Source organism: Acinetobacter sp. ANC 4470, from assembly GCF_002135335.1.
In the GTDB taxonomy this organism is placed as follows: Bacteria; Pseudomonadota; Gammaproteobacteria; order Pseudomonadales; family Moraxellaceae; genus Acinetobacter.
Genome location: NZ_NEGC01000003.1, coordinates 323,237 through 348,983 on the forward strand (window position 1 = coordinate 323,237; position 25,747 = coordinate 348,983).

Genomic DNA, 25,747 nt, shown 5'->3' on the forward strand with positions numbered 1-25,747 from the left:
ATTATTTCCATTGATAACCTACTGCAACACCTGCACCAAAATCACCCTCACTATTCGTTGTTGCCGCAGCTTTATAGACAAATTTATTACTTTCCGTTACACCACTAAAACCTATAGCAAACCCTTGTTTTCCTTCCCATGTACCTGCCCCCATACTCATCATATTATAACCAGCATCAGTTGGTTGTGGTAAGGATGCGATTGCTATACTAGATGCAACGGCTGCATGCACATCATCTTTCAATTCATGCATATTACTGTTTAATTCTTCAACACGACTATTGGTATATGCATTGGCTTGATTCAATGTATTGGCACTACGTTGGTCAATATAAGTTGCCGTATTATTAAGTACATCAAGATCAGCTTGACGCATTTGATCAACATTAACAGCATCGGTACCTTGCACACCAGCAGCTACATGAATAATTTGGCGTTCCGCACCTGTCGCTCCAACCGAAACCGTATTATCCCGATTTGAGGCAGAACCATTACCAAGCACCACGTTATTATTTGCCGCTGTAGTAACATTATTACCCACTACATAAGTATGATCACCACTGACCGTATTATTATTACCCACCACTCCAGAATTTTGACCTATTATATTGTTATTTACACCCAACCCTATCGCCTGACCACCTGTTACATTAGTTCCTGCCCCAATTGCAATCGCATCCTGACCCGTTGCAGTCGGTTTAGGTGCGGTATTTAAGCGATTAGATTCAATCTCAATATATGGGTCATCTCCTATAGCACCTGTATCACCTTTATCCCCCTTATCTCCTTTCACACCTTGAACACCTGTGACTCCAGTATCACCTTTCACGCCTTGTATACCTTGCTCACCTTGAGCGCCTGTTGCCCCAACTGCACCTGTAGCTCCAATATCGCCTTTTACGCCCTGTATACCTTGTTCACCTGTTGCTCCAGTGTCACCTTTTACGCCTTGTTCACCTTGAGCACCTGTAGCTCCTTTCACACCCTGTATACCTTGTTCACCTATTGCTCCAGTATCGCCTTTTACGCCCTGTATACCTTGAGCACCTGTAGCTCCAATATCTCCTTTCACGCCTTGTATACCTTGTTCACCTTGAACACCTGTAGCTCCAGTATCACCTTTCACACCCTGTATACCTGTTGCCCCAGTATCGCCTTTTACGCCCTGTATACCTTGTTCACCTGTTACTCCAATATCGCCTTTCACGCCTTGCATACCTTGAGCACCCGTTGCTCCAATATCACCTTTTACGCCCTGTATACCTTGTTCACCTGTTGCTCCAATATCGCCTTTCACGCCTTTCACGCCTTGCATACCTTGAGCACCCGTTGCTCCAATATCACCTTTTACGCCCTGTATACCTTGTTCACCTGTTGCTCCAATATCGCCTTTCACGCCTTGCATACCTTGAACACCTGTTGCTCCAGTATCACCTTTCACGCCTTGTATACCTTGTTCACCTTGAGCACCTGTTGCTCCAGTATCACCTTTTACGCCCTGTATACCTTGTGGCCCTATGGCACCTTGATATCCTGAAGTGTGAGGTGGTTTAGGACCATGTCCATAACCATTTCCATTTCCATGAGATTCATGCCCTTGTCCCTGACTGCCGCCATGAGAATCTCCCACAGTTGCCCAAACATTACTACCCATTGCTAACATAATACTTAACAATAATAATTTCGGACTGAGTTTCGAATTTTGGATAAATTTCTTTCGCTTAATGGAAAAAGAATAAGAAATATGTTGTATCCCGCGCACCATATGATCTTGGTCAAATTGATTCACATTTTTTTCTAAATCAACTATACGCCCCAGTGGTTTATTTAAGACTTTTGTGAATATTTTTTTCATATCCGTCTGCCTTTCTTTTAATTTTGTAATTTTTATTATGCTCCACAAAATGAGATACAAGTCTCAATAAAAACATATAAAGTGTTTAAATTTGCAACAAAAAATGTATGAAAAACACACACAAAAATCACAAATAATTGATTTTATTTATTTTTTTAAATTAAGCACAATTAAAAAATAAAGACATAAAAAAACCCGCAAAAATGCGGGCTTTTTTTCAAAAATTAAAACTTATACAGTTTCAACTTTTACGTAGCGACGGCCAAATTGACCTTTCACTTCGAATTTGATCACGCCATCAGCGGTAGCAAATAAAGTATGGTCACGGCCCATACCTACGTTTGCACCAGCGTGGAATTCTGTACCACGTTGACGAACGATAATGTTACCTGCAGTCACAGATTGACCACCGAACATTTTAACACCTAACATTTTAGGGTTCGAGTCACGACCGTTACGTGTCGATCCACCAGCTTTTTTAGTAGCCATGTTTCATAATCCTCGTAATTAGCCTGAAATAGCAGTAATTTTCAACTCGGTAAACCATTGACGGTGACCTTGTTGTTTACGGTAATGTTTACGACGACGCATTTTAACAATACGAATTTTGTCGTGACGACCGTGGCTAACTACTTCAGCAGTTACTGTAGCGCCAGCAACAACTGGAGCACCAATTTGAATGCTTTCGCCGTTTACAACCATTAATACGTCATCAAACGTAATAGTTGCACCCGTTTCAGCTTTCAATAATTCTACTTTAAGGGTTTCACCCTCAACAACACGGTGTTGTTTACCACCGCTTTGGATTACTGCGTACATAATGTACTCCAAACATGCCCGTGTCGTCGTGTCGATAAAGGAATATATCGATCTTAATACGAGCGCCACTGGGGGATATCTAAGGGCAAACATATTAAGTGATAATAAATCAAACGACAAGCCATTTTAGTGTTTTTTTGCGCCTCAGCAATGTTTATTTTATAAACGATTAAATCTCTAAAAAGAAATGACTGTGACATCTAAAGCTTAGATTTTATAAAATGAAATAGATTTTTAAAATCAATTCGCTACTATATAGAATAGACTATGAACTGCCAGCCAAGTCACATATCTCAGGTTAGTTGTTAGAATGAGCGCTAAGACAAAATTATTTGCTTAGTCATGATTTAAGCATCTATATTAAGATCTTTGCTATATCACTAGATATAATTGCTACACTATATAATAAGCAATTCAATTTTATAGAGGTTTCTCTTCATATGGCCATCGACTTTAAGCAAGATATTCTCGCTCCTGTTGCTTCAGACTTTGCTGCGATGGACACATTTATTAATGAAGGGATTACCTCAAAAGTCGCCTTAGTCATGGCAGTAAGTAAACACGTGGTTGAGGCAGGCGGTAAACGCATGCGTCCTATTATGTGCTTATTGGCAGCAAAAGCCTGTGGTGCGACCGATTTAGAACGTCAACGCAAATTAGCTGCCATTATCGAAATGCTGCACACCGCAACACTGGTACATGATGATGTGGTCGATGAGTCGAGCTTGCGTCGTGGTCGCCCTACTGCCAATGCCACATGGAATAATCAAACAGCGGTTTTGGTTGGCGACTTCTTAATTTCTCGTGCTTTCGATTTATTGGTCGATTTAAATGACATGACCTTATTAAAAGATTTTTCCACAGGAACCTGTGAAATTGCCGAAGGCGAAGTGCTACAACTTCAAGCACAACATCAACCTGAAACCACAGAACAGACTTACCTCGATATTATTCACGGTAAAACGTCACGTTTATTTGAGTTGGCAACTGAAGGTGCAGCTATTTTAGCAGGGACGCCTGAGTACCGTGAACCACTGCGAACCTTTGCCGGTCATTTTGGCAATGCCTTCCAAATTATTGATGACATCCTAGATTACACTTCTGATGCTGAAACCTTAGGCAAAAATATTGGTGATGATTTAATGGAAGGTAAACCCACTTTACCCTTAATCTCAGCATTACAGAAAACTACAGATCAAGAACATGAGATCGTACGCTTAAGTATTGCAACAGGTGGTACAGCTCAGCTCGACCGCGTGATTGAAATTGTGCAAAATTGTGGCGCACTCGATTATTGCCGCCAACGTGCCACTGAAGAAACTCAAGCTGCGCTACAAGCCTTAGATGCGCTACCAGAGAGCGAATATCGTCAAGCACTGATTAACCTGACTCAACTTGCATTAAACCGAATCCAATAATGGATTCCAAAAAGAATAGATTTAACCCTCGCCTATGCATATAAATTTTAATGATCTATTTTTAACCATGCAAGAACAGCTTGAGTCTCATCAAGCTGTTCTTGCTGATTCACTGTGCATTGAATTGGTCAATCGTATTCGACCGATGGACTCCACTGATACAGAAGAAATCAAACAGAAATTTCAAGCACTGATACAAGCGCTTCTGATTACGCCCAATGCCGCGACGACCTTACAAAGCTTTATCTTAAAGCTGATTAGCCAATACAAACAAACCAGTCTATACGCCGATACAGGTATTTTATCACTCGATGGTTTTTGGAATCAGCTCGCACAACGCCTAGGTGCTCACTTTCTACCACTGATTAATGATGAAAGCCAACTGCAAGATTTAGTTCGCCGTGTTTTTTATCAACGTAGTGATAAGTATTGGTTGGATAGTATTACTGATGATGAATGGCAAAAGTTTTTTGCATTACTCAATCAAGGACATAGCAATCAATCAGAAAAATTAAAAATTAAAAATGAGCTAATTAAAGCGATTACTGTTTTATCTTATCGAATTAGTGGTATTGGGCTGTATCCAGAATTCATTAATGCACAACCCGACTTAACTGAATATGAATCGCCCTTTTTGGTGCAAAATCGCGAAATTGTAGAATTCATTCAACATTATAGAAAACTGCTGCAAAATACTGACCCCATGGCAGTCATTATGCCACCCGATGCCGCACAAGCCTTAGTAATGATTGAGCAATGTCGTGATGTGGTGTTAAAAATTCGCCGTGCCACCAAAAGAATTGGCGTCAGCCTTAGCCTAACCTATCTGCTTTCTTTGCTTGAGCAATGTCTAGACCGAATTGAACTGCTACTTAATCTGATCGTGGATGAAGATAAAATTCGCTATCAATCTTTAGGCTTGCTGATGGTGAATATCACTACCGCAATTTACAGTGAGCGTAGCGTTCGATCCCTCTTGGCGGCCAACAGCGAACTGATTGCCTTACAAGTCACAGAAAATGCCAGTAAAACTGGTGAACATTATGTGAGTACAGATAAGCAAGGCTTTTGGTCGATGTACAAATCCGCTGCTAGTGCAGGGGTGATTATCGCGACCATGGCGACACTAAAAATACTGTCGGCACGTATGGTCATGGCACCCATGATGCAAGCTTTTATTTTCAGCATGAACTATTCCTTTGGTTTTATGCTGATTCACGTTTTGCATTTTACTGTTGCGACCAAGCAACCTGCGATGACAGCAGCAGCATTGGCAGCAACTGTACAGCATCGTAAAGGCTCAAAAACAGCTCAGATTGCTGAACTTGCAGCACTGATTATTAACATTATTCGAACTCAATTTATTGCGATTTTAGGTAATATTTCAATTGCCATTCCCACTGCGGCAGTCATTACCCTGCTCTGGCAATATGGAATGGATGAACCGCTCTTGAATCATGCCAAAGCCACCAAGACCTTGCATTCACTCAACCCTTTTACCTCCTTAGCCATTCCACATGCTGCCATTGCTGGTGTCTGCTTGTTTTTTTCGGGGCTAATTGCAGGTTACTTTGACAACATGGCCGTGTACCGCAAAGTTGGTCCACGTTTAAAAGCCCATGCGCATCTCAGACTGATATTAGGGCAAGAACGCCTCAATAAATTTGCTGCTTATATTGAGCGCAATTTAGGTGCTTTGGCAGGGAATTTTTTATTCGGCATTATGCTCGGAAGCATGGGCACCATTGGTTTCATCTTAGGTCTTCCCCTTGATATTCGACATATTGCTTTTGCTTCCGCCAACTTTATTCAAGGCTTAATCAATATTAATGGTAGTCCTGAAATTGGCTTAATTTTTGTGTCATTTTTAGGGGTGCTATTGATTGGTTTGACGAACTTATTTGTCAGTTTTACCCTGACCATTATTGTGGCACTACGTGCACGACGGGTTCGATTTGAACAATGGAAACCTCTGGCTAAACTTGTACTCACTCATTTTTTAACCAGACCGAGTGACTTTTTTTGGCCACCGAAGGCACCATTAGAAGTGAATGAATCTTCTCCATCACCCAAAGCACGTCATAAGTAATTTGTTTTTTATTTTACTTAATGTTTAAAAGTAGGTACAAAGAAATGAACATAATTCACACTTGAAATAAAGTGTACTGATGAGTACACTTTACAAATTCATTAGTTATGCTTCAACCGACTAATATAGAAAAAGGTTACATTTATGCCTTACTTATTGCTTTGTGTAGAATTTTTTATATTTATTTTTAGTGTGTTAATGCTTTTACTGCCCTCTCTTACTCACTTCGATTTAGCGGTAGTTGAGTGGCTAAGTCTGCATCGTACAGTTTATTTAAATACAATATCTATCACTCTTTCTACTCTAGGTGGCATGCCATTTGTGTTATTTTTAACCATCATCTGGTGTTTACATCAAACTTGGTATAAAAAATATAGAAATGTTATTTTTATTAGTTTAGGACTTATCGGGAGTATTGCCACAGTTTGGCTACTCAAATATATAATTTCAAGACCTCGTCCACCTGAAATGTATCATCTGGTTCAAAACTATGGTGCTTCATTTCCCAGTGCTCATAGTGCTTATGCCGCTGCTTTGGGTTGTCTTGCAATTTATTTAAGTCAAAAACATCCAAAACGTCGACTCATTTGGTTTTGTGCTTTTATATGGTTATTGATCATGGGAATCTCAAGAATTTATCTGGGTGTACATTTCCCCTCTGATGTCTTAGCGGGTTGGAGCATAAGTTTTATTTGGATCACACTACTTTATCTGTTGTATGCCAAATTCAGTAGAGCAAAACAAATTAATTTTTAGATAATAATCTAATCGAGGTGGAACAATGATGTCTGCAAAGCTATGGGCACCTGCCCTAACCGCTTGCGCATTAGCAACAAGTATTGCACTTGTTGGTTGTAGCAAAGATCCCAAGGATGCACAGCAAGCTGCTGCTGCCCAAAAAATGCCTCCGGCTGAAGTCGGTGTCATTGTTGCTCAACCACAAAGCGTAGAGCAATCGGTAGAACTTTCAGGTCGTACCACGGCATTTGAAATTTCTGAAGTCCGCCCTCAAACTAGTGGTGTGATTCAAAAACGTCTATTCACTGAAGGTAGTTATGTTCGTGAAGGTCAAGCGTTGTATGAAATTGACCCACGTACCAACCGTGCTAGCGTTGATAGTGCACGTGCTGCACTGAATCGCCAACAAGCCAACTTAAACGTATTACGCGTAAAAGAAGGTCGTTATCGTCAACTTGTTGGCAGCAATGCTATTTCAAAACAAGAATATGATGATATTACTGCACAAGTAAAATTAGCTGAAGCGGATCTTGCTGCAACACAAGCTGAAGTTAAAAATGCAGAAATCAACCTTGGTTATTCAACGGTTCGTTCCCCTATTTCAGGTCAAACCAATCGTTCAACGGTAACTGTGGGTGCATTAGTAACTGCAAGCCAAGTAAATCCATTAGTAACTGTTCAACGTTTAGACCCAATTTATGTTGATATCAATCAATCAAGTTCTGAATTATTGCGTTTACGTCAACAACTCAGTCAAGGTCGTTTAGACAGTAGCAACAATACTAAAGTTAAACTTAAACTTGAAGATGGTAGCTACTACCCTGTTGAAGGTCGTCTTGCGTTCTCTGATGCAAGTGTGAATCCAGATACAGGTACCATTACGATACGTGCGGTATTCCCAAATCCGAATCATTTATTACTTCCTGGTATGTACGCCACTGCTCAAATTGTACAAGGTGTGATTCCAAATGCCATCTTGATTCCACAAGCAGCGATTACCCGCACCCCGACTGGTCAAGCGATTGCGATGATCGTGAATGCCAAAGGTGCTGTTGAAACACGCCCAGTGGAAACTGCTGGTGTACATGGTAAAGATTGGATTGTAACAAGCGGCTTAATCGCTGGTGAAAAAGTGATTGTTGATGGTGTAGCGAAGGTGAAAGAAGGTGCGACAGTCGTTGCTAAACCTTATCAACCACAAGCAAAAGCACCTCAAGGTGCTGCTGCACAACCTGCAGCAACAGACGCAAAAAAAGCGCCACAATCAGAAGCTAAAACTGAACAAAAAGCTACTTCAACTGTATAAGGGGTAGACTAAATGGCTCAATTTTTTATTCATCGCCCAATCTTTGCATGGGTGATTGCATTGGTGATTATGCTGGCGGGTGTTTTAACCCTCAGCGGCATGCCAATTGCACAATATCCAACCATTGCTCCACCAACTGTGACTATCGCTGCAACTTATCCAGGTGCATCTGCTGAAACTGTAGAAAATACAGTCACGCAGATCATTGAGCAGCAAATGAACGGTCTTGATGGTTTACGCTATATTTCTTCAAATAGTGCGGGTAACGGTCAAGCGTCAATTTCTTTGAACTTTGAACAAGGTATCGATCCCGATATTGCTCAGGTTCAAGTACAAAATAAATTACAGTCCGCGACGGCACTCCTTCCTGAAGATGTACAACGTCAGGGTGTAAAAGTAACGAAATCTGGCGCAAGCTTCTTACAAGTATTGGCATTCTATTCCCCGAATGACGCACTCACAGATGCCGACATTAAAGACTATGTGAATTCAAACATTTCTGAACCACTCAGTCGTGTAGCCGGTGTAGGTGAAGTACAAGTATTTGGCGGTTCTTATGCCATGCGTATTTGGTTAGATCCTGCAAAACTGAGTAGTTTTCAACTTACTCCAAGTGATGTAACAACTGCCTTACGTGCCCAAAATGCACAAGTTGCAGTGGGTCAATTAGGCGGTGCACCTGCAGTTGCAGGTCAAGTCCTAAATGCTACGGTTAATGCACAAAGTCTTTTACAAACTGCTGAACAGTTCCAAAATATTTTCTTAAAAAGTATGGGTTCTGGCGCAAAAGTTACGCTAGGCGATGTGGCTAAAGTTGAATTAGGTTCTGACAACTATCAGTTTACCTCTAAATTCAATGGTAAGCCTGCTGGTGGTGTAGCAATTAAACTTGCAACAGGTGCCAATGCTTTAGATACAGCAGCTGCTGTTGAAGAGCGTTTAGTACAATTACGTAAAAACTATCCAAGTGGTTTAGAAGATAAATTAGCGTTTGATACAACACCATTTATCAAACTTTCAATTGAAAGTGTGGTTCATACTTTAATTGAAGCAATTATTCTTGTATTCATTGTCATGTTCTTGTTCTTACAAAACTGGCGTGCAACTATTATCCCAACCATGGCTGTTCCTGTTGTCGTGTTGGGTACGTTTGCCATCATTAACGTATTTGGTTTCTCAATTAATACACTCACGATGTTTGCCATGGTACTTGCCATTGGTCTACTGGTGGATGATGCGATTGTTGTAGTCGAAAACGTTGAACGGGTGATGGCTGAAGAACATCTCGATCCTGTTGAAGCAACTGAAAAGTCGATGCAGCAGATTTCAGGTGCCTTAATTGGTATTACCACTGTATTAACAGCGGTATTCGTACCAATGGCATTCTTCAGTGGGACGACGGGTGTTATTTATCGTCAGTTCTCCATCACCTTAGTGACTGCAATGATTATCTCATTGATTGTCGCGTTAACCTTTACCCCTGCGCTTTGTGCAACTTTGCTGAAGCAGCATGATAAAGAAAAAGAACAAAGTAACGGTATTTTTGCACGCTTCTTCCGTTGGTTTAATCACCGCTTTGAACGTCTGGCTGAAGGCTACCAGAAATGGGTCGGCAAACTCCTGATCCACAAGTTCATTGCGGGTGCAATTTACGCTGTAGTGATTGTTGGTTTGTTGTTCCTCTTTAAAAACTTACCAAGTTCATTCTTACCTGATGAAGATCAGGGTGTAGTCATGACTCTTGTTCAGCTGCCACCAAATGCGACCCTTGACCGTACTGAAAAAGTCATTGATCAAATGACGGGCTTCTTTATGGAAGGTGAAAAAGCCAATGTTGAATCTATCTTTAGTGTTGCAGGCTTCTCATTCACTGGTGTAGGTCAAAATGCGGGTCTTGCATTTATTCAGTTAAAAGACTGGAGTGAACGTACCACCCCTGAATCTGAAATTGGTGCAATTATCCAACGCGGCATGGCACTCAATGTGATTGCTAAAGATGCATCTTACGTGATGCCTTTACAGCTTCCTGCAATGCCAGAACTGGGTGTTTCTGCTGGCTTTAACTTTATGCTGAAAGATGCTGCGGGTAATGGTCATGAAAAACTGGTAACTGCTCGTAACATGATCTTAGGTATGGCGGCTCAAGATAAACGTCTTGCCGGTGTCCGTCCAAATGGTCAAGAAGATACGCCACAGTATAAAATTTATGTTGATAATGAAAAAGCCAGCGCTATGGGCGTAAGCATTTCTGAAATCAACAGCACCATGAGTATTGCTTGGGGTGGTTCGTACATCAATGACTTCATTGACCGTGGTCGTGTGAAGAAAGTGTATGTACAGGCTGTTCCTGATGCACGTATGATGCCTGAAGACTTGAACAAGTGGTATGTACGTAACACTACTGGGCAAATGGTTCCCTTCTCTGCCTTTGCAACAGGTGAATGGACCTATGGTTCACCACGTCTTGAACGTTATAACGGTATTTCATCGGTGAACATTCAAGGTACGCCTGCACCGGGTGTCAGCTCAGGTGATGCGATGCTCGCAATGGAAGAAATCATGGCTAAACTTCCATCTATGGGAATGACTGGTTTCGATTATGAATGGACAGGATTATCTTTAGAAGAACGTGAAGCTGGTTCGCAAACTGCCGGGCTTTATGCGTTATCGATGTTAATCGTGTTCTTATGTCTTGCTGCCCTTTATGAAAGCTGGTCTATTCCGTTCTCAGTAATGCTAGTCATTCCTTTAGGTATTGTCGGTGCGATTGGTTTAACGTATTTAGGCATGGTTCTACTTAAAGATCCAAACTTAACCAATAATATTTACTTCCAAGTTGCCATTATTGCCGTCATTGGTTTGGCTGCAAAAAATGCGATCTTGATTGTAGAATTTGCCAAAGAACTGCAAGAAGATAAAGGTGAGCCTTTACTTGAAGCAACGCTGCATGCAGCAAAAATGCGTTTACGTCCAATCCTTATGACCACTTTAGCCTTTGGTTTTGGTGTACTTCCACTTGCACTTTCTTCAGGTGCGGGCGCAGGTAGCCAACACTCTGTGGGTTATGGCGTATTGGGTGGTGTTATCAGTTCTACTTTATTGGGTATCTTCTTTATTCCAGTCTTCTATGTATGGATTCGAAGTATCTTTAAATACAAACCTAAAAAACCAAATAATCAGGAGCAAGCATCGTGATGCAAAAAGTATGGTCTATTTCAGGTCGTAGCATTGCGGTATCTGCACTTGCGCTTGCTTTGACAGCATGTCAAAGCATGCGTGGCCCAGAGCCCGTAGCTCAAGCAAATATTCCAGAACAAGGTTATTTAACCAATACCTCTGGTCCTTCAATTGCTGAGCAAGGTTATAAAGACTTTTTTGCCGATCAACGCCTATTACAGGTGCTTGATTTGGCATTAGCCAATAACCGTGATTTGCGTACTTCGACGTTGAATATTCAACGTGCGCAACAACAGTACCAAATTACTGAAAACAACCAACTTCCAACCATTGGTGCAAGTGGTGGCGTACTTCGTCAAGACACTTTAAGCAGCCAAAAGCCTATCACTAGCTACAATGTCGGCTTAGGTGTGACGGCGTATGAGTTGGATTTTTGGGGTCGTGTTCGAAGTTTAAAAGACAATGCTTTAGACTCATATTTAGCAACGTCAAGTGCACGTGATGCCACTCAAATTGCACTTGTTGGTCAAGTGGCTCAAGCATGGTTGAACTACTCGTTTGCCAATGCAAATTTAAAACTGGCTGACCAAACGCTAAAAGCTCAACTTGAATCTTATAATCTCAACAAAAAACGTTTCGATGTGGGTATTGACAGTGAAGTTCCTGTTCGTCAGGCACAGATTTCTGTAGAAACTGCACGTAATGATGTTGCAAATTATAAAACTCAAATTGCTCAAGCCAAGAACTTGCTGAACCTACTTGTAGGTCAGCAAGTTCCTGCCAACTTGTTACCGACTCAACGTGTAACACGTGTGAGTAAAAGCAATGCGATTGGCGCTGGCTTACCAAGTGACTTGCTGAATCACCGTCCTGATATCCGTGCTGCTGAATATAAACTGTCTGCAGCAGGTGCCAATATTGGCGCGGCTAAAGCACGTATGTTCCCAACCATTAGTTTGACGGGTTCTGCTGGCTATGCGTCTACTGACTTAAGTGACTTGTTTAAATCAGGTGCATTTATTTGGTCTATGGGTCCAAGTCTGGATATTCCAATTTTCGATTGGGGTACGCGTAAAGCCAACATCAAAATTTCAGAAACAGATCAACAAATTGCGTTATCTGACTATGAAAAATCAATTCAGTCCGCTTTCCGCGAAGTGAATGATGCTTTGGCCGTGCGTCAAAACATTGGTGATCGTTTAGCTGCGCAACGTCGTTTAGTTGAGGCAACCAATACCACGTATAAACTTTCAAATGCTCGCTTCCGTGCAGGTATTGATAGTTACTTAACCGTATTAGATGCACAGCGCACCTCTTATGCAGCGGAACAAGGTTTATTGTTGCTTGAACAAGCCAACATGAACAATCAAGTTGAAGTGTATAAAACACTTGGTGGTGGTGTTAAAGCCAATACCGGTGATGCAATTCAAAAACAGCCATCTACGGCTGAGCGTAAAGCAACAAACAACGCTCAATAATTCTAAGCAATATTAAAAAAGCCTGCGCCATGCAGGCTTTTTTATTGCTTTTTAAAGCCTGATTTCCTATCTTGATTACAACGTATTAATTTGAATATCAGAAAATGCTTTTAAGTAATTTAGAATCTGTTCCCGGTCACACCATTAGCCGTCAAATTGATGTGGTTTATGGCAGCACTGTTCGCAGTAAACACGTTGGCCGTGATTTTCTAGCAGGACTCAAAAATATTGTTGGAGGTGAACTAACCGCCTATACCGAACTCTTAGAAGAATCACGCCAAGAAGCCATGAGCCGTATGATTGATAAAGCGCAGTCGATGGGTGCCAATGCCATTGTCGGTATTCGATTCTCTACTTCAAATATTGCTCAAGGTGCATCTGAACTGTTTGTTTATGGGACTGCTGTGATCGTTCAGCCTGCCACACCTAAACTTCCTGATCCATTTGGCGCATAGGCTATTTTATGGATGGATTAATTTTTCAGATTATTCTTTTTCTGATTCTATTTTCAGTGGGTTGGGGTTTTGGTCGTCATATCGAACAAAAACACCTGCGTGAACTGGATGAAAAAGAAAAGCAACTTGCGCATATTCGCATTGATACCCACCGCTTTGTGGAGACCTCCGCAAAAGGTCAATTAATCAGTAGTAATGTGGTCATTTCCCATGACTACTTTAAATATGTGATTGCCAATATTCAGAATTTTTTCGGTGGTCGTTTAACCAGTTATGAAAGTGTGGTTGAACGTGCGCGGCGTGAAGCAATAATTCGCTTAAAACAACAAGCACATGCGATGGGTGCGAATCATATTATGGGCGTTCGTCTCAATACAACTGAACTGGGGATGCAAGGCGGAATGGTTGAAGTATTTGCTTATGGCACGGCAATCATCAACCATCATTAGAAAAAAATGAATGTCCTGATCAGCTTCATTGTGACAGGACATCATTTCTATTCTGCAAAATCCCTATTCTGCAAATATCGCTTGCCAGTAGTGATAAGTTTTTTCTTCAGCATTGTCTAACTTGAACTCATAACACATTTTGCGCGTTTCAATAATATTAAAATCAACAGGAGTTTTGAATAAACCACCTGCATAAGCAAAGGTGTGATACTCACCATTTTCACCACAAACATCGACTTCGGTTGGCATTAAGTCAATGAGTGTTGAGCTAATATCTTGTCCGATAAAACTATCATCCAGCTTACTAGCATCGGTCACAATAATTTTGGTTTTGATGCCTGACGCTAAGAAATCTTGCATCACTTCATTCGAGTTTTGATTCCACAAAGGTTCAACCACTTCTATTCCCAAGGGATGCAAACGATCTTCACGATATCTACGCACATCGCTTAAATAAATATCACCAAAAATAAAGTGCTCTACACCCTGCGCTTTAAAATGATTTGCTGCATCCATCATTCTTTGTTCATAGATCTGAAGATTTTTAGGCAAGAAAACTGGATAGAGCGGAATACCGATACTTTCGGCTTGCTTCAGCAACAATGAATGAGGAATGGCGTGCATTGAAGACAGTTCTGTTTCTGCATTCACTGTTGTTAATAATGCAACAACATCAAATTGATTTTGCTGTAAAACTTTATAGAGTGCTAAAGCTGAATCTTTACCACCACTCCAGTTAAATACAGCTTTTTTACGAGTATTCACACTTATTTCACTTTGGCTTTACGAATCATTTTATACAATAAGCGTGGAGATAAGCGAGATACCCACACACCCAATTGTTCTTTTTTCCCGCCAACCACAATATATTCTTCATCCTTCAATAAAGCAGTCACCACTATTTTTGCAAAGGCTTCTGGCTCTAAACCATTTTCAATCGCTTCATCTTGATGCCCTTGAGCTTTGCCTTCCCCATTTAAAGCATTAAACGACACATTGGTTTTCACAAAACCGGGGAAAATAACCGAAACCCCAACACCTTCATCTGCCACTTCAGCACGTAAACTATTCGCCCACATATGAATCGCGGCTTTGGCTGCGGAATAGGAGGCGCGATATTGCGTGCCTAACAAACCAGCCACACTGGAAACAAATACGATTCGACCCGATTTTTGCTTTAAAAATGTCGGTAACACCGTTTTGGTCAGAAAGACTTGCGAAAAGTAATCCACCTCCATAATGGCACGTTCAGTTTGCATGCTGGTATCGGCAATTAAGGCACGCTGGCTTAAGCCTGCATTATTAATCAGCCAATCAATACGACCCTTTTTTTCAAGGACTTGCTCATAAGCATGGCGAACTTGTGCCTCATTGGTAATATCCGCGCTGAGACAAATATGTCGCTCTGGATGAACTAAACTTTGGCGGACACTTTCCAACTCATCTATACGACGTGCAGTCAGAATAATCTGTGCGCCTTGTAAAGCGCACTCTTGTGCAAGGGCTTTACCTAAACCTGAAGATGCACCAGTAATCCATACCACTTTATTGTCTAAACTGCCCTGCTTCGCCATGCTGCTTTTCCTGTTTTTACGTAATTATGCATTGGTGGATAAGTTACTTTTTGGTTCATGATTCAAAAACATCAAAAAATGATCAAAATAACGCGGTGTTATTTGCGCATCATACTGCGTACCCAATTTTTCTAAACGCTTATAACCCATTTGCGTGGTCAAACCGATCACCCCATTTAATGTTTTATCAACCACCAAATTGAATTTCAACATTTTTTTAGGCTCACGCACCAAACTTGTTACGCCCTGATCTACCATTTGGATAAAAGCTTTTAAAGCGGGTGAAACATAGTGAATATTTCCCTGTTTCATTTGCTCAATACACTCCAAAAGTTCCACCACTAAAAGGTGATCGACAGGATAAGAAAGATAATGTTGACCCTCTTTTTCATGTGTCATATTTTCTAAATAGTTCACCATCGGCATGAGACGTTCATTACCAAAGAATGAAACCGACCAAGGCATATATTTGCGTACCATCTCTAAAATTTGCTGAATCACTTTTTCTGATTCATGGTCTCCAGATTGTGATAACCGCGCAACCTCACCAAAAACTTGATCGATAACCTCACAAGAAATATCTGCTAACACCTCACCTAAAGGCTTGGCTAAACTTTCAGTTTCACCGTCATTCAATTGCTGATGAATCTGTTGAAAGCGTTGGTGGGTTTTTGGTGTTAATTTTAAAGAAATTACATAATTCATCATAATGACCTCCTTGTTAGAATTATTCTGCGACCATGTGTGCTGTTCTTATTGAGTGCTCATCATAAGATACCTATTTAGTCTGTATCAATCGCTTATTTTTTGCATTTGCTTAACATGCCTAATCTATGTTTTTTTTTGCTACAATAGAGCCAATTTTTTATTCACTTTCGATCTGTTTTTACTATGACTGATTCTGCGCAAAATATTGCTACGACCTACGATCCAACCGAGATCGAAAAAAAATGGTACAAGACTTGGGAAGACAATGGCTACTTTAAGCCGTCTCAAAAAGGTGATTCATTCTGTATCATGATTCCGCCGCCAAACGTCACTGGTAGCTTGCACATGGGTCATGGTTTTAACAATGCCATTATGGATGCCTTGACGCGCTACAACCGTATGTCCGGTAAAAATACCTTATGGCAACCAGGAACTGACCACGCAGGTATTGCAACGCAAATGGTGGTTGAACGCCAATTGGCTGCGCAAGACATTAGCCGTCATGACCTTGGCCGTGAAAAGTTCATCGACAAAATCTGGGAATGGAAAGAACAATCGGGTAATAACATTACCAACCAGATTCGTCGTTTGGGTTCATCTGTCGACTGGTCGCGTGAACGTTTCACCATGGATGATGGATTATCTAATGCAGTGAAAGAAGTCTTCGTTCGTTTGCACAAAGACGGTTTAATTTACCGTGGTAAACGTTTGGTCAACTGGGATCCAAAACTACAAACTGCCCTATCTGACCTAGAAGTCGAGAGTGATAAAGAAGAACAAGGTTCACTTTGGCACTTTAAATATTTCTTTGAAGATAAATCACTACGTACACACGATGATAAAGATTACATCGTGGTGGCAACCACACGTCCCGAAACCTTACTGGGTGATACAGCCGTTGCAGTTGCGTTAGATGATGAGCGTTATGCAGACTTAGTCGGCAAAAACATTATCTTACCAATCACAGGTCGTACTGTTGCGATTGTTAAAGATGAATATGTCGATAAAGAATTCGGTACAGGCTGTGTCAAAATCACCCCTGCACATGACTTCAATGACTATGAAGTGGGTAAACGCTGCGAATTGCCAATTATCAACATTTTCAATAAAAATGCTGAAATTTTGGCCGAGTTTGAATTTATTGCCAAAGCGGGCGAACAGATTTCAAAAACCATTGCTGCCCCTGCGGACTATATTGGTTTAGAGCGTTTTGCTGCACGTAAAAAATTAGTTGAACAAGCAGAATCAGAAGGTTGGTTAGAGCAAATTCAACCGTACACCTTGAAGCCACCTCGCGGTGACCGTTCAGGCGTGATTGTTGAACCGTTATTGACCGATCAATGGTATGTCAAAATTGCACCCTTGGCTGAGCCTGCAATTCAAGCCGTTAAAGATGGCGACATTAAATTTGTACCTGAGCAATACAGCAACATGTATATGTCTTGGATGAACAACATTCAAGACTGGTGTATTTCACGTCAATTGTGGTGGGGTCATCGTATTCCAGCTTGGTACGATAACGACGGCAACGTTTATGTCGGTCGTAATGAAGCTGAAGTCCGCGAAGAAAATGGCATTGCTGCTGATGTTCAATTGACTCAAGACGAAGATGTTTTAGATACGTGGTTCTCATCAGGTTTGTGGACATTCTCAACACTCGGCTGGACTGGCGACGCGAAGAAAGATGCGGAAAACTATTTCCTCAATACCTTCCACCCAACAGATGTATTGGTGACAGGTTTTGACATCATCTTCTTCTGGGTTGCCCGCATGATCATGATGACCATGCACTTCATGAAAAATGAAGACGGCACGCCACAAGTTCCGTTTAAAACTGTGTATGTACATGGTTTGGTACGTGATGGTGAAGGTCAGAAAATGTCTAAATCTAAAGGCAACGTGCTTGATCCATTAGATTTGATTGACGGTGTAGACCTTGAAACTTTGGTACAAAAACGTACCACAGGACTCATGAACCCGAAACAAGCCGCGAAGATTGAAAAATCAACGCGTAAAGAATTCCCTGAAGGCATTCAAGCTTACGGTACAGATGCCGTTCGTTTCACTTTCTGTGCACTTGCCAATACGGGTCGTGACATTAAATTCGACATGAAACGTGTTGAAGGCTACCGTAACTTCTGTAACAAAATCTGGAACGGTACACGTTTCGTTCTGATGAATGTTGAAGGTCAAACGGTTGGTCAAACTGCCCGCCCTGATCTATGGGAATTACCTGAACAATGGATCATCAGCCGTCTACAAAAAGCGGAACTTGCTGTTCAACAAGCCTTTGCGACTTATCGTTTAGACTTGGCTGCGCAAGCGATTTACGAATTCATTTGGAATGAATACTGTGACTGGTATGTAGAGCTGACTAAGCCTGTTCTAAATGATGAAAATGTTGCTGAAGAACGTAAAGCTGAAGTTCGTCGTGTATTGCTTGCGGTAATGGAAGCATCGTTACGTCTTGCGCACCCAATTATGCCGTACTTGACCGAAGAAATTTGGCAAACCCTTGCGCCAATGATTGGTTTGGGTGGCGAAACCATTATGACTGCGGCCTACCCTGTTGCTGACCCAGCGAAAATCAATGATCAAGCTGAAGCAGACATGCAATGGCTTCAAGGTTTGATTGGTGCAGTGCGTAATATTCGTGGTGAAATGGGCTTAGGTAATGCACGTTTATTGCCTGTATTGCTACAAAATACCACCGATGCTGAAAAAGCACAGATTGCGCGTATTGAACCCTTGGTTAAAGCATTGGCGAAAGTGGAAAGCATTACTTTCTTAACGGATGCTGAGCAACCGCCATTGTCCTCTTCATCTGTGGTCGGTCATGTATCTGTATTTGTTCCAATGAAAGGTTTAATTGACCCGAAAGCGGAATTGGGTCGTTTGCAAAAAGACTTTGATAAAGTTCAAAAGCAGCATGACCAAATTGCAGGCAAACTTTCAAATGAAGGTTTTGTGGCGAAAGCACCTGCTGCTGTGGTTGAAGGTGAAAAAGTGAAATTGGCTGAGTTTGCTGACCAGTTAGTGAAAATTAAAGCGAATATGGATCAGATTTCGGCGCTTTAAGTGATTGTAATTTAAAATCTAATCTGTAAGATAAAGGGCTGATTATTCAGTCCTTTATCTTTGCATGATATCCAATCTTCAAGCTATTTTACGTAAAAAATTAGAATCATACTCTTTTATACAGAATCCATATCAATCGAAAGAGCTAAATGAACAAGAACGACGTTTAAAGCGTATATATGAAGTTGCCATTGAGACCAGAAATTTTGAAATCTCTCAGCTAGTTCATCGAAATAATTTTTTCATGATTTTTCAAGGTGTTCTTATCGCCTGTATTATTAACTCGAATAACACCGTTCCCGTAGTGCACACTACTATTTGCTTAGTTGGTATTGGTATTTCCTTTTATCAGATGCAAGCAGCTTCAGGTGCAAAATTTTGGCAAGAATATTGGGAAATTGAAGTAAATAAATCTGAAAAAAGACTAAAACTTTTCTATGAAAATCAAGGAAAAGAATTTCATCAATTATTTGACAAAAAAACTGAATTAGTCCAAAAAGATGTATATGAAAAAATGCATAGTAAATATCTAAATAAATATTCATTATTTTGGTCTAAATATTACTCTACCAATCCGTATAAATTTTTGCGAACCTATAATCCATTTACATTCACACGTAATCGTATTCTGACAAAACCATCAGTTAGTAAAATTCCAATTCAAGTTGGCCGATTTCTTCTTTGTATTTGGTTAATAGTATTATTTACAACTACTCAATGGGGTACAACAAGTTATCAGTATTTAAAAGATTTAGGAATTATTAATGGATTACCGGGGAAATCTATTACAAATATTGATATCAGAAATCAATCTATACCCATTCGCCAAGATGGATTTGATGATCCTGATGAAATCAAACTACTAAATAAATAGGATATAAAAATTATGAGTGGGTATGACTTAGAAAAAAAACTCGTTATTGGCTTAGCTTCAAGTGCATTATTTAATCTCGAAGAATCTGATAAGGTATTTAGAACCCAAGGCGAACTTGCTTATCGTGAATACCAACGACAACATGAAAATATGCCCTTAGAGCCTAGCGTTGCATTTCCATTCATTCAACGCCTTTTAAGTCTCAATAACATTTTTCCACACGATAAGCCTTTTGTAGAAGTCATTTTATTATCACGAAATGATCCTGATACTGGACTACGTGTTATGAATTCTATTGAACATCATAACTTAAATATAAAGCGTGCTATCTTTTTACAAGGTAGAACACCTCATAAATATATTAATGCTCTAAATATTAGTTTATTTTTATCAGCCAATGAAGCTGACGTAAATCAAGCTATTACAGCAGGATACCCTGCTGGCTTAATTCTAAAAGGTAATATTTTTGATATTGAACATAATGAGGAGTTACGTATTGCATTTGACTTTGATGGAGTCATTGCAGATGACTCCTCTGAAAAAATATATAAAGAAAAAGACCTAAAAGCATTTATTGAAAATGAATCCAAACTTGCTGACCAACCTGCAAATACAGGGCCTTTACATAAATTGCTGCAACAATTATCTACGCTTCAAAAAGCAGAATTAAAATATTTGGAAGATAATCCTACATATGAAAGCCGTTTAAGAATTTCCATTGTGACGGCACGTAATGCACCTGCTCATAAGCGTGTAATTACAAGTTTACGTGCTTGGGGGATAGATACTATTAATGAAGCATTTTTCTTGGGAGGTATAGAAAAAAGGAAAGTTTTAGAAATCCTAAGACCACATATTTTCTTCGATGACCAAGCAACCCATGTAGAGAAAACAGCAAATAGCATAGCTTCTGTACATATTCCTTTTGGGATAGCCAATAAAAAGATTGAAAGCAAAGAAACTACTGTTCCCCAAAGTTCGAACGAGCAAACCATTGAAAATATTTAACTTTCATAAATACTCATCCCAACCTTCTCCTATAGGGAGAAGGAGCTTTCTTTATAACTTTAAACAATTATTCGATACGCAATGAAGTTTCCTCTCCTAAACAAGTGTTAAAGCACTGCTTTAAAACAAAGCGCAAGTAATAAGCATACTCAAAATATATTTTGAGTATGCAAGTAAGAGGCTCTTTTAAAGATCACAAAACACCACTCCCCAACAACATCTCCAAACCTTTCAACTTACCCATATATTTAAGCCGTTCTTTTTCCCACTTCACTTGTTGTTTTAATTCAGCACAATCCGCTTCTAACTTCTTATACATATCCGCAATGTGTATTGGATTTGAGGACTTTTGAGCTTTCGATTTTGTTTGTTTCGTCCAATTCAATGACTCAATAATGTCATCAATTTGATCATCTAACTGCTGTTTTTGCGCATCCAAAGCCAGTTTATAAAACTTCACTTGCTCATTGCTTAAACCCTTTTGAGCCATGCTCCTATTCTGCTCTACCTGTATTTGCAATTTGAGTAAATAAAATAAATCCTGCTGCTCATAAGCTGCGTTGGCGTGTTGCAGCATCTCCGTTTTTTCAACTTTGAGCTGTTCATCTTGCTCACGGTCAGGGTGAATAATCGAGGCAATTTTTAAATACACTGTTTTGAGTGATTGCTCCGCTATTTTTTGCGCTTGCTCACGTTTTTGTTTTTGTCTCTTTAACCTGTGTTGTTCACGCTCTACTTCATGTTGCTGTTCATCATATTCATAGCTATCTAAATTAATCTCTGCTTGTTCATCATTTGAGTGCTGCTCATAGGTTTCCGTCGGATCATAACTTTCAACCGTTGCCTTTTTCTTGTTCTTTTTAGCTTGATTATGTTCTGCATGTTGTTGATAAAAATTATCAATTTGAGTCACTTTCAGCCTTTTCTGTTCTGACAGCACTTGGGAACTTTTTAAAATTGCAGTGAGATTTTGGATTTTATCATCCAACTGTGCAATATCCGCTTTCGAAAATTCATAACGCTGTAAGCTGTTCCATAACTGTTCAAGCTGCTGAAACAGTATGTCATGCAGTTCGGTATAGATGGGAACAAGGGTTTGACGTGCCTGTTGCTGAATTTCGGCTTGGGCTTTTTGCCACGCTGCCAGTTGTATTTTTTGCTGTTCAATTTGCTCAATCAGCCGATTTAGCTTTTTTTGTTGTGGTGATAAATTTTGCGTGTCTTGCTGCACACTGAGTTTTAAATCGAACGACATAGAAAAAATAAGCAAAAGAAAAACGATATCAATAATAACATTCCATCAGCGCAAAGCTAATGATGCTTTTATAAAGTATCTGCAAAGCTTTGTTAGCAAGAAGAAAATTATCCTTCATTAAAGTGCCAATTGAACATAGACTAGACTCAATATAACAAGAAATTCTATGAGGAAAATATGGCACTTACTCAAGCCAATCTTATTCTTAATCAGTAACTTGCCGCTTGGGTGCAAGCTATAGGTTCAGTGATTGCAATATGTGTAGCGGTTGCTGTTCCCATTTATTTTGACCGTAAACAACGCTTATATGAAAAGCAAACTCTGGAAAACCAAAAACAAAAGTTTTTTATTACCCTACTGCCTACGCTTTACCAACTTCGAAATAGCACTTTTGCATTTCTTCAAGAGTTTCAGCATCAACAAAAAAGTGAAATAGATACCATCAAAACATTAGAGTCTGAATATTTAAACTTAATTCCTGTCTTTGCCAAAGAACTGCATATTTTTGTGCATAGTAATATTTACGATGAACACTTAAACCAACTGGCTTTTGAATTGTTTCATTCCGAAGAAATTTTATCGCAACATTTAAGGCGCCCTTCAGAACAAAAATGGATTGAGCATCAACAGAATTTAATTCAGCATGCACAGAAAATTGACCAGTTCACATCACAGATCATTCAAAAAATAGAAAGCAATTATTCCTAAACTACAACCAAACAATCATATTGGCAGCTCAAAATATTTTTTATTTACAGTAAAATGTAATGGCACAAATCTTGCTTTGGACTTTAGTCGTATATTCTAACACTAACTAAAACGGGATAATTTGTATAGTTAATCTTAACAAAACAGTCAAAATTTCACTTGAGCCGATAATCAAAACTCGATTAAGATGAAATTTGATGTGTTTTTTTTAAACAGACCAAAAAGCCTAATTAATTCAGGTGCTAATTGATGCTGCACCAGTAACAATGACAGCATAAGATAATGGAAAACACAAAATGGAGTTTTATACATGACACAGAAACGCACTATGACCTCTCTACTTTGTGCAAGCGCGCTCATGCTTGGACTCAGTGCTTGTAGCGATAATAAAGCACCAGCATCGGGCGAAAAACCTGCTGGAGATGCCAGCACTTCTGGCACACTGGATAAAATTAAAAAGTCGGGCACAATTGTACTGGGTCATCGTGACTCATCTATTCCGTTCTCTTATATTGCTGACAATCCAACCCAACCTGTTGGCTATGCACATGACTTACAAATGAAAGTGGTTGAAGCACTGAAAAAAGATCTGAATATGCCAGATTTAAAAGTGCGCTATAACCTCGTTACCAGTCAAAATCGAATTCCATTGGTTTCAAACGGAACGGTTGACCTTGAGTGCGGTTCGACCACCAACAATAAAGAACGCCAGCAGCAAGTTGATTTCTCTGTGGGTTATTTTGAAGTCGGTTCGCGTCTACTCACGGCTAAAGACTCAGGTGTAAAAGATTTTGCTGACTTAAAAGGTAAAAAACTCGTCACCACAGCAGGAACAACGTCTGAGCGCTATATTCGTCAGCACGAAAAAGAGTTAGGCATTGGCGAAATTATTTCTGCCAAAGACCATGCTGAATCTTTCTTAATGTTGCAAAACGGTCGTGCCGCAGCATTTATGATGGATGATATTCTACTTGCAGGTGAAAAATCGAAAGCCAAAGATCCAGCTAAATGGGAGATCGTCGGTACTGCACCTATCCACGAAATTTATGGCTGTATGTTACGTAAAGGTGACACAGGCTTTAAACAAGTGGTCGATGGTGCCATCAAAGCGGCTTATAGCTCTGGTGAAATCAACAAAATATATGAAAAATGGTTCCAACAACCAATTCCACCAAAAAATATTAACCTAAACTTCCCAATGCCAGAACAATTGAAAGCACTGATCAGTACACCGCATGATCGCGATCAATAATCATTTTAAAAAACAACATTCAGCATCAGGCAAAATGAATTCTTTGCCCGATGCTGATTGGGAGTGTCTATGAGTTATAGTTGGAATTGGGACGTTTTGTGGCAATCCACAGGTGTCGGTGATAGCACCTATTTAAGCTGGGTTTTAATTGGTCTCGGTTGGTTATTGGTTATTGCCATTGTGGCATGGAGCATTGCGATGGTGCTCGGAAGTATTCTCGGCATCATGCGTACTTTACCCAATAAAACTGCGCGTACCATTGGCACAGCCTATGTCACTATTTTCCGTAATGTTCCCTTACTAATTCAATTATTTATCTGGTTTTATGTGGTTCCCAACTTTTTACCTAGCGGGATTCATGATTGGTGGATTAATGACTTAAGTGCCAACACCACAGCATTGATTTCTGCCAGTGTCGGTCTTGGACTCTTTACCGCAGCACGGGTCTGTGAACAGGTCCGTACAGGAATTGAAGCCTTACCGCAAGGACAGATTAATGCCGGTTATGCAATGGGGTTTAGTACCACTCAACTTTACCGATACGTTATTTTGCCGCAGTCTTTTCGCACCATTTTGCCTCCCCTAAGTTCAGAATTAACCAACTGTGTCAAAAACACCTCGGTTGCATCACTAGTCGGTGTGGCTGAAATTATTTCACAGATGAAAACCATCAGTGAATACACCCAAAATACCATCGAAATTTACACCTTCGTCACCCTTATTTTCATTGCAATTAATGTCTGTTTAATTACCTTAATGACTTTGCTAGAAAAACGTTTGCATGTACCCGGTTTAATTGCAGGAGCTAAATAATGGAATGGCTAACTGCATTTTTTAATGATTTTCAAAATTCTGCACCTGCGCTATGGCATGGTTTCAGCATTACTTTAAAAGTCGTGGTCATTGCGACCATTGGGGGTATTTTCATTGGTACCCTACTGGCTTTAATGCGTTTATCTTCCAGTAAAACCCTAAATTTTATTGCACAAGGCTATGTGAATCTGTTTCGTTCCATTCCTCTGCTTTTGGTCTTGATGTGGTTCTATTTTGCAGTCCCTTTTTTGTATACTGCAATCACAGGGAACTACCTGACCATGGATACTGCATTGGTATCCAGTATTGTGGCATTTATGCTATTTGAAGCTGCTTACTTTTCTGAAATTGTCCGTGCTGGTATTCAGTCTATTCCACGTGGGCAATCTGCTGCGGCTTCAGCATTAGGCATGAGTTATGGGCAATCGATGCGCTTAATCATTTTGCCTCAAGCCTTTCGTAAAATGACACCGTTACTGTTACAACAAACCATTATTTTGTTCCAAGATTCAACCATGGTCTATGCGATTGGTTTATTGGACTTTTTTAGAACCAACTATGTGCGTGGCGACCTCATGTCACTACTCACTCAATACATTTTATTTGCAGGTTTGGTCTATTTCACCATTAGTGTTTTGGCCACCTATGCCGTTAAAAAATTACAAAGAAGGTTACACGTATGAATGATAACAA

At 40.1% G+C, this 25,747-nt stretch carries 22 protein-coding genes; 15 read left to right on the top strand and 7 right to left on the bottom strand.

Annotated features, from left to right (window positions below; all coding sequences use genetic code 11):
• Window position 1 precedes the first annotated feature (1 nt).
• The 3 genes from B9T25_RS06695 to rplU form a co-directional block, all read right to left on the bottom strand.
• A complete protein-coding gene (locus tag B9T25_RS06695) occupies window positions 2-1,855 on the bottom strand; it encodes a YadA family autotransporter adhesin (RefSeq protein WP_086187675.1) in 1,854 nt (617 codons plus the stop codon).
• A 231-nt stretch (window positions 1,856-2,086) separates the two neighbouring features.
• Complete coding sequence (rpmA, locus tag B9T25_RS06700) at window positions 2,087-2,344, bottom strand: 50S ribosomal protein L27 (RefSeq protein WP_004651212.1); 258 nt, start codon at window positions 2,342-2,344, stop codon at window positions 2,087-2,089.
• Between the two features lie 18 nt (window positions 2,345-2,362).
• Entirely contained in the window at window positions 2,363-2,674 is a 312-nt protein-coding gene (gene rplU / locus B9T25_RS06705; protein ID WP_086187676.1) for a 50S ribosomal protein L21, read from the bottom strand.
• A 440-nt stretch (window positions 2,675-3,114) separates the two neighbouring features.
• Here rplU and sdsA point away from each other — a divergent pair, with 440 nt between their 5' ends.
• The 8 genes from sdsA to B9T25_RS06745 all read left to right on the top strand — a co-directional run bounded on the left by sdsA (window position 3,115) and on the right by B9T25_RS06745 (window position 13,784).
• On the top strand, window positions 3,115-4,092 hold the full coding sequence (sdsA, locus tag B9T25_RS06710) for an All-trans-nonaprenyl-diphosphate synthase (RefSeq protein ID WP_086187677.1): 978 nt from the start codon (window positions 3,115-3,117) through the stop codon (window positions 4,090-4,092).
• 34 nt (window positions 4,093-4,126) lie between these two features.
• A complete protein-coding gene (locus tag B9T25_RS06715; protein ID WP_086187678.1) occupies window positions 4,127-6,181 on the top strand; it encodes a site-specific recombinase in 2,055 nt (684 codons plus the stop codon).
• 144 nt (window positions 6,182-6,325) lie between these two features.
• Entirely contained in the window at window positions 6,326-6,937 is a 612-nt protein-coding gene (locus tag B9T25_RS06720) for a phosphatase PAP2 family protein (protein WP_086187679.1), read from the top strand.
• A gap of 25 nt (window positions 6,938-6,962) precedes the next feature.
• On the top strand, window positions 6,963-8,225 hold the full coding sequence (locus B9T25_RS06725) for an efflux RND transporter periplasmic adaptor subunit (protein ID WP_086187680.1): 1,263 nt from the start codon (window positions 6,963-6,965) through the stop codon (window positions 8,223-8,225).
• A 12-nt stretch (window positions 8,226-8,237) separates the two neighbouring features.
• On the top strand, window positions 8,238-11,420 hold the full coding sequence (locus B9T25_RS06730; RefSeq protein ID WP_086187681.1) for an efflux RND transporter permease subunit: 3,183 nt from the start codon (window positions 8,238-8,240) through the stop codon (window positions 11,418-11,420).
• Entirely contained in the window at window positions 11,420-12,880 is a 1,461-nt protein-coding gene (gene adeK / locus B9T25_RS06735; RefSeq protein ID WP_086187682.1) for a multidrug efflux RND transporter AdeIJK outer membrane channel subunit AdeK, read from the top strand. The genes B9T25_RS06730 and adeK overlap by 1 nt, the downstream gene beginning before the upstream one ends.
• A 104-nt stretch (window positions 12,881-12,984) precedes the next feature.
• A complete protein-coding gene (locus B9T25_RS06740) occupies window positions 12,985-13,335 on the top strand; it encodes a YbjQ family protein (protein WP_086187683.1) in 351 nt (116 codons plus the stop codon).
• A gap of 8 nt (window positions 13,336-13,343) precedes the next feature.
• Entirely contained in the window at window positions 13,344-13,784 is a 441-nt protein-coding gene (locus tag B9T25_RS06745) for a YbjQ family protein (RefSeq protein WP_086187684.1), read from the top strand.
• 63 nt (window positions 13,785-13,847) lie between these two features.
• On the opposite strand, the gene B9T25_RS06750 is transcribed toward B9T25_RS06745, so the two are convergent.
• From B9T25_RS06750 to B9T25_RS06760, 3 genes are read right to left on the bottom strand one after another with little or no spacing between them, the layout of a single operon-like run.
• A complete protein-coding gene (locus B9T25_RS06750; RefSeq protein WP_171262744.1) occupies window positions 13,848-14,555 on the bottom strand; it encodes an adenine nucleotide alpha hydrolase in 708 nt (235 codons plus the stop codon).
• Window positions 14,552-15,358 carry an SDR family oxidoreductase gene (locus B9T25_RS06755; RefSeq protein ID WP_086187686.1) on the bottom strand — a complete coding sequence of 269 codons (807 nt, stop codon included), beginning with the start codon at window positions 15,356-15,358 and terminating at the stop codon, window positions 14,552-14,554. Before B9T25_RS06755 ends, B9T25_RS06750 begins: the two co-directional genes overlap by 4 nt.
• 24 nt (window positions 15,359-15,382) lie before the next feature.
• Window positions 15,383-16,063: a hypothetical protein gene (locus B9T25_RS06760; protein ID WP_086187739.1), complete on the bottom strand. Its 681-nt coding sequence runs from the start codon at window positions 16,061-16,063 to the stop codon at window positions 15,383-15,385.
• A 186-nt stretch (window positions 16,064-16,249) separates the two neighbouring features.
• Between B9T25_RS06760 and B9T25_RS06765 the strand changes: the two genes are divergently transcribed.
• The 3 genes from B9T25_RS06765 to B9T25_RS06775 all read left to right on the top strand — a co-directional run bounded on the left by B9T25_RS06765 (window position 16,250) and on the right by B9T25_RS06775 (window position 21,026).
• Window positions 16,250-19,144, top strand: coding sequence for a valine--tRNA ligase (locus tag B9T25_RS06765; RefSeq protein ID WP_086187687.1), 2,895 nt, complete (start codon window positions 16,250-16,252; stop codon window positions 19,142-19,144).
• 64 nt (window positions 19,145-19,208) lie between these two features.
• Window positions 19,209-20,018, top strand: coding sequence for a hypothetical protein (locus B9T25_RS06770; protein ID WP_086187688.1), 810 nt, complete (start codon window positions 19,209-19,211; stop codon window positions 20,016-20,018).
• Between the two features lie 12 nt (window positions 20,019-20,030).
• Entirely contained in the window at window positions 20,031-21,026 is a 996-nt protein-coding gene (locus tag B9T25_RS06775) for a 5'-nucleotidase (RefSeq protein ID WP_086187689.1), read from the top strand.
• 193 nt (window positions 21,027-21,219) lie between these two features.
• Here the strand turns inward: B9T25_RS06775 and B9T25_RS06780 are convergent, their stop codons facing one another.
• Entirely contained in the window at window positions 21,220-22,281 is a 1,062-nt protein-coding gene (locus tag B9T25_RS06780; protein WP_086187690.1) for a molecular chaperone DnaJ, read from the bottom strand.
• 228 nt (window positions 22,282-22,509) lie between these two features.
• Between B9T25_RS06780 and B9T25_RS06785 the strand changes: the two genes are divergently transcribed.
• From B9T25_RS06785 to B9T25_RS06800, 4 genes are all read left to right on the top strand, one after another.
• The gene (locus tag B9T25_RS06785; RefSeq protein ID WP_228146859.1) at window positions 22,510-22,989 is read left to right on the top strand and encodes a hypothetical protein; all 480 of its coding nucleotides are present in this window, start codon (window positions 22,510-22,512) and stop codon (window positions 22,987-22,989) included.
• Window positions 22,990-23,299: 310 nt separating this feature from the next.
• On the top strand, window positions 23,300-24,241 hold the full coding sequence (locus B9T25_RS06790; RefSeq protein ID WP_086187691.1) for a transporter substrate-binding domain-containing protein: 942 nt from the start codon (window positions 23,300-23,302) through the stop codon (window positions 24,239-24,241).
• Between the two features lie 69 nt (window positions 24,242-24,310).
• Complete coding sequence (locus tag B9T25_RS06795) at window positions 24,311-25,054, top strand: amino acid ABC transporter permease (RefSeq protein ID WP_086187692.1); 744 nt, start codon at window positions 24,311-24,313, stop codon at window positions 25,052-25,054.
• Window positions 25,054-25,737 (top strand): ABC transporter permease subunit, encoded by a 684-nt coding sequence (locus B9T25_RS06800; RefSeq protein WP_086187693.1) that lies wholly within the window; start codon window positions 25,054-25,056, stop codon window positions 25,735-25,737. Before B9T25_RS06795 ends, B9T25_RS06800 begins: the two co-directional genes overlap by 1 nt.
• Window positions 25,738-25,747 lie beyond the last annotated feature (10 nt).

Excerpts from the sequence above, each read along its gene's own strand:
- B9T25_RS06720 (WP_086187679.1), top strand. The coding sequence starts at position 6,326 with ATGCCTTACTTATTGCTTTGTGTAGAATTTTTTATATTTATTTTTAGT.
- B9T25_RS06770 (WP_086187688.1), top strand. The coding sequence starts at position 19,209 with ATGATATCCAATCTTCAAGCTATTTTACGTAAAAAATTAGAATCATAC.
- rplU (WP_086187676.1), bottom strand. The coding sequence starts at position 2,674 with ATGTACGCAGTAATCCAAAGCGGTGGTAAACAACACCGTGTTGTTGAG.
- B9T25_RS06730 (WP_086187681.1), top strand. The coding sequence starts at position 8,238 with ATGGCTCAATTTTTTATTCATCGCCCAATCTTTGCATGGGTGATTGCA.
- B9T25_RS06790 (WP_086187691.1), top strand. The coding sequence starts at position 23,300 with ATGACACAGAAACGCACTATGACCTCTCTACTTTGTGCAAGCGCGCTC.
- B9T25_RS06765 (WP_086187687.1), top strand. The coding sequence starts at position 16,250 with ATGACTGATTCTGCGCAAAATATTGCTACGACCTACGATCCAACCGAG.
- B9T25_RS06775 (WP_086187689.1), top strand. The coding sequence starts at position 20,031 with ATGAGTGGGTATGACTTAGAAAAAAAACTCGTTATTGGCTTAGCTTCA.
- B9T25_RS06740 (WP_086187683.1), top strand. The coding sequence starts at position 12,985 with ATGCTTTTAAGTAATTTAGAATCTGTTCCCGGTCACACCATTAGCCGT.
- B9T25_RS06780 (WP_086187690.1), bottom strand. The coding sequence starts at position 22,281 with ATGTCGTTCGATTTAAAACTCAGTGTGCAGCAAGACACGCAAAATTTA.
- B9T25_RS06745 (WP_086187684.1), top strand. The coding sequence starts at position 13,344 with ATGGATGGATTAATTTTTCAGATTATTCTTTTTCTGATTCTATTTTCA.
- B9T25_RS06795 (WP_086187692.1), top strand. The coding sequence starts at position 24,311 with ATGAGTTATAGTTGGAATTGGGACGTTTTGTGGCAATCCACAGGTGTC.
- rpmA (WP_004651212.1), bottom strand. The coding sequence starts at position 2,344 with ATGGCTACTAAAAAAGCTGGTGGATCGACACGTAACGGTCGTGACTCG.
- B9T25_RS06695 (WP_086187675.1), bottom strand. The coding sequence starts at position 1,855 with ATGAAAAAAATATTCACAAAAGTCTTAAATAAACCACTGGGGCGTATA.
- B9T25_RS06715 (WP_086187678.1), top strand. The coding sequence starts at position 4,127 with ATGCATATAAATTTTAATGATCTATTTTTAACCATGCAAGAACAGCTT.
- sdsA (WP_086187677.1), top strand. The coding sequence starts at position 3,115 with ATGGCCATCGACTTTAAGCAAGATATTCTCGCTCCTGTTGCTTCAGAC.
- B9T25_RS06800 (WP_086187693.1), top strand. The coding sequence starts at position 25,054 with ATGGAATGGCTAACTGCATTTTTTAATGATTTTCAAAATTCTGCACCT.
- B9T25_RS06760 (WP_086187739.1), bottom strand. The coding sequence starts at position 16,063 with ATGAATTATGTAATTTCTTTAAAATTAACACCAAAAACCCACCAACGC.
- adeK (WP_086187682.1), top strand. The coding sequence starts at position 11,420 with ATGCAAAAAGTATGGTCTATTTCAGGTCGTAGCATTGCGGTATCTGCA.
- B9T25_RS06755 (WP_086187686.1), bottom strand. The coding sequence starts at position 15,358 with ATGGCGAAGCAGGGCAGTTTAGACAATAAAGTGGTATGGATTACTGGT.
- B9T25_RS06725 (WP_086187680.1), top strand. The coding sequence starts at position 6,963 with ATGATGTCTGCAAAGCTATGGGCACCTGCCCTAACCGCTTGCGCATTA.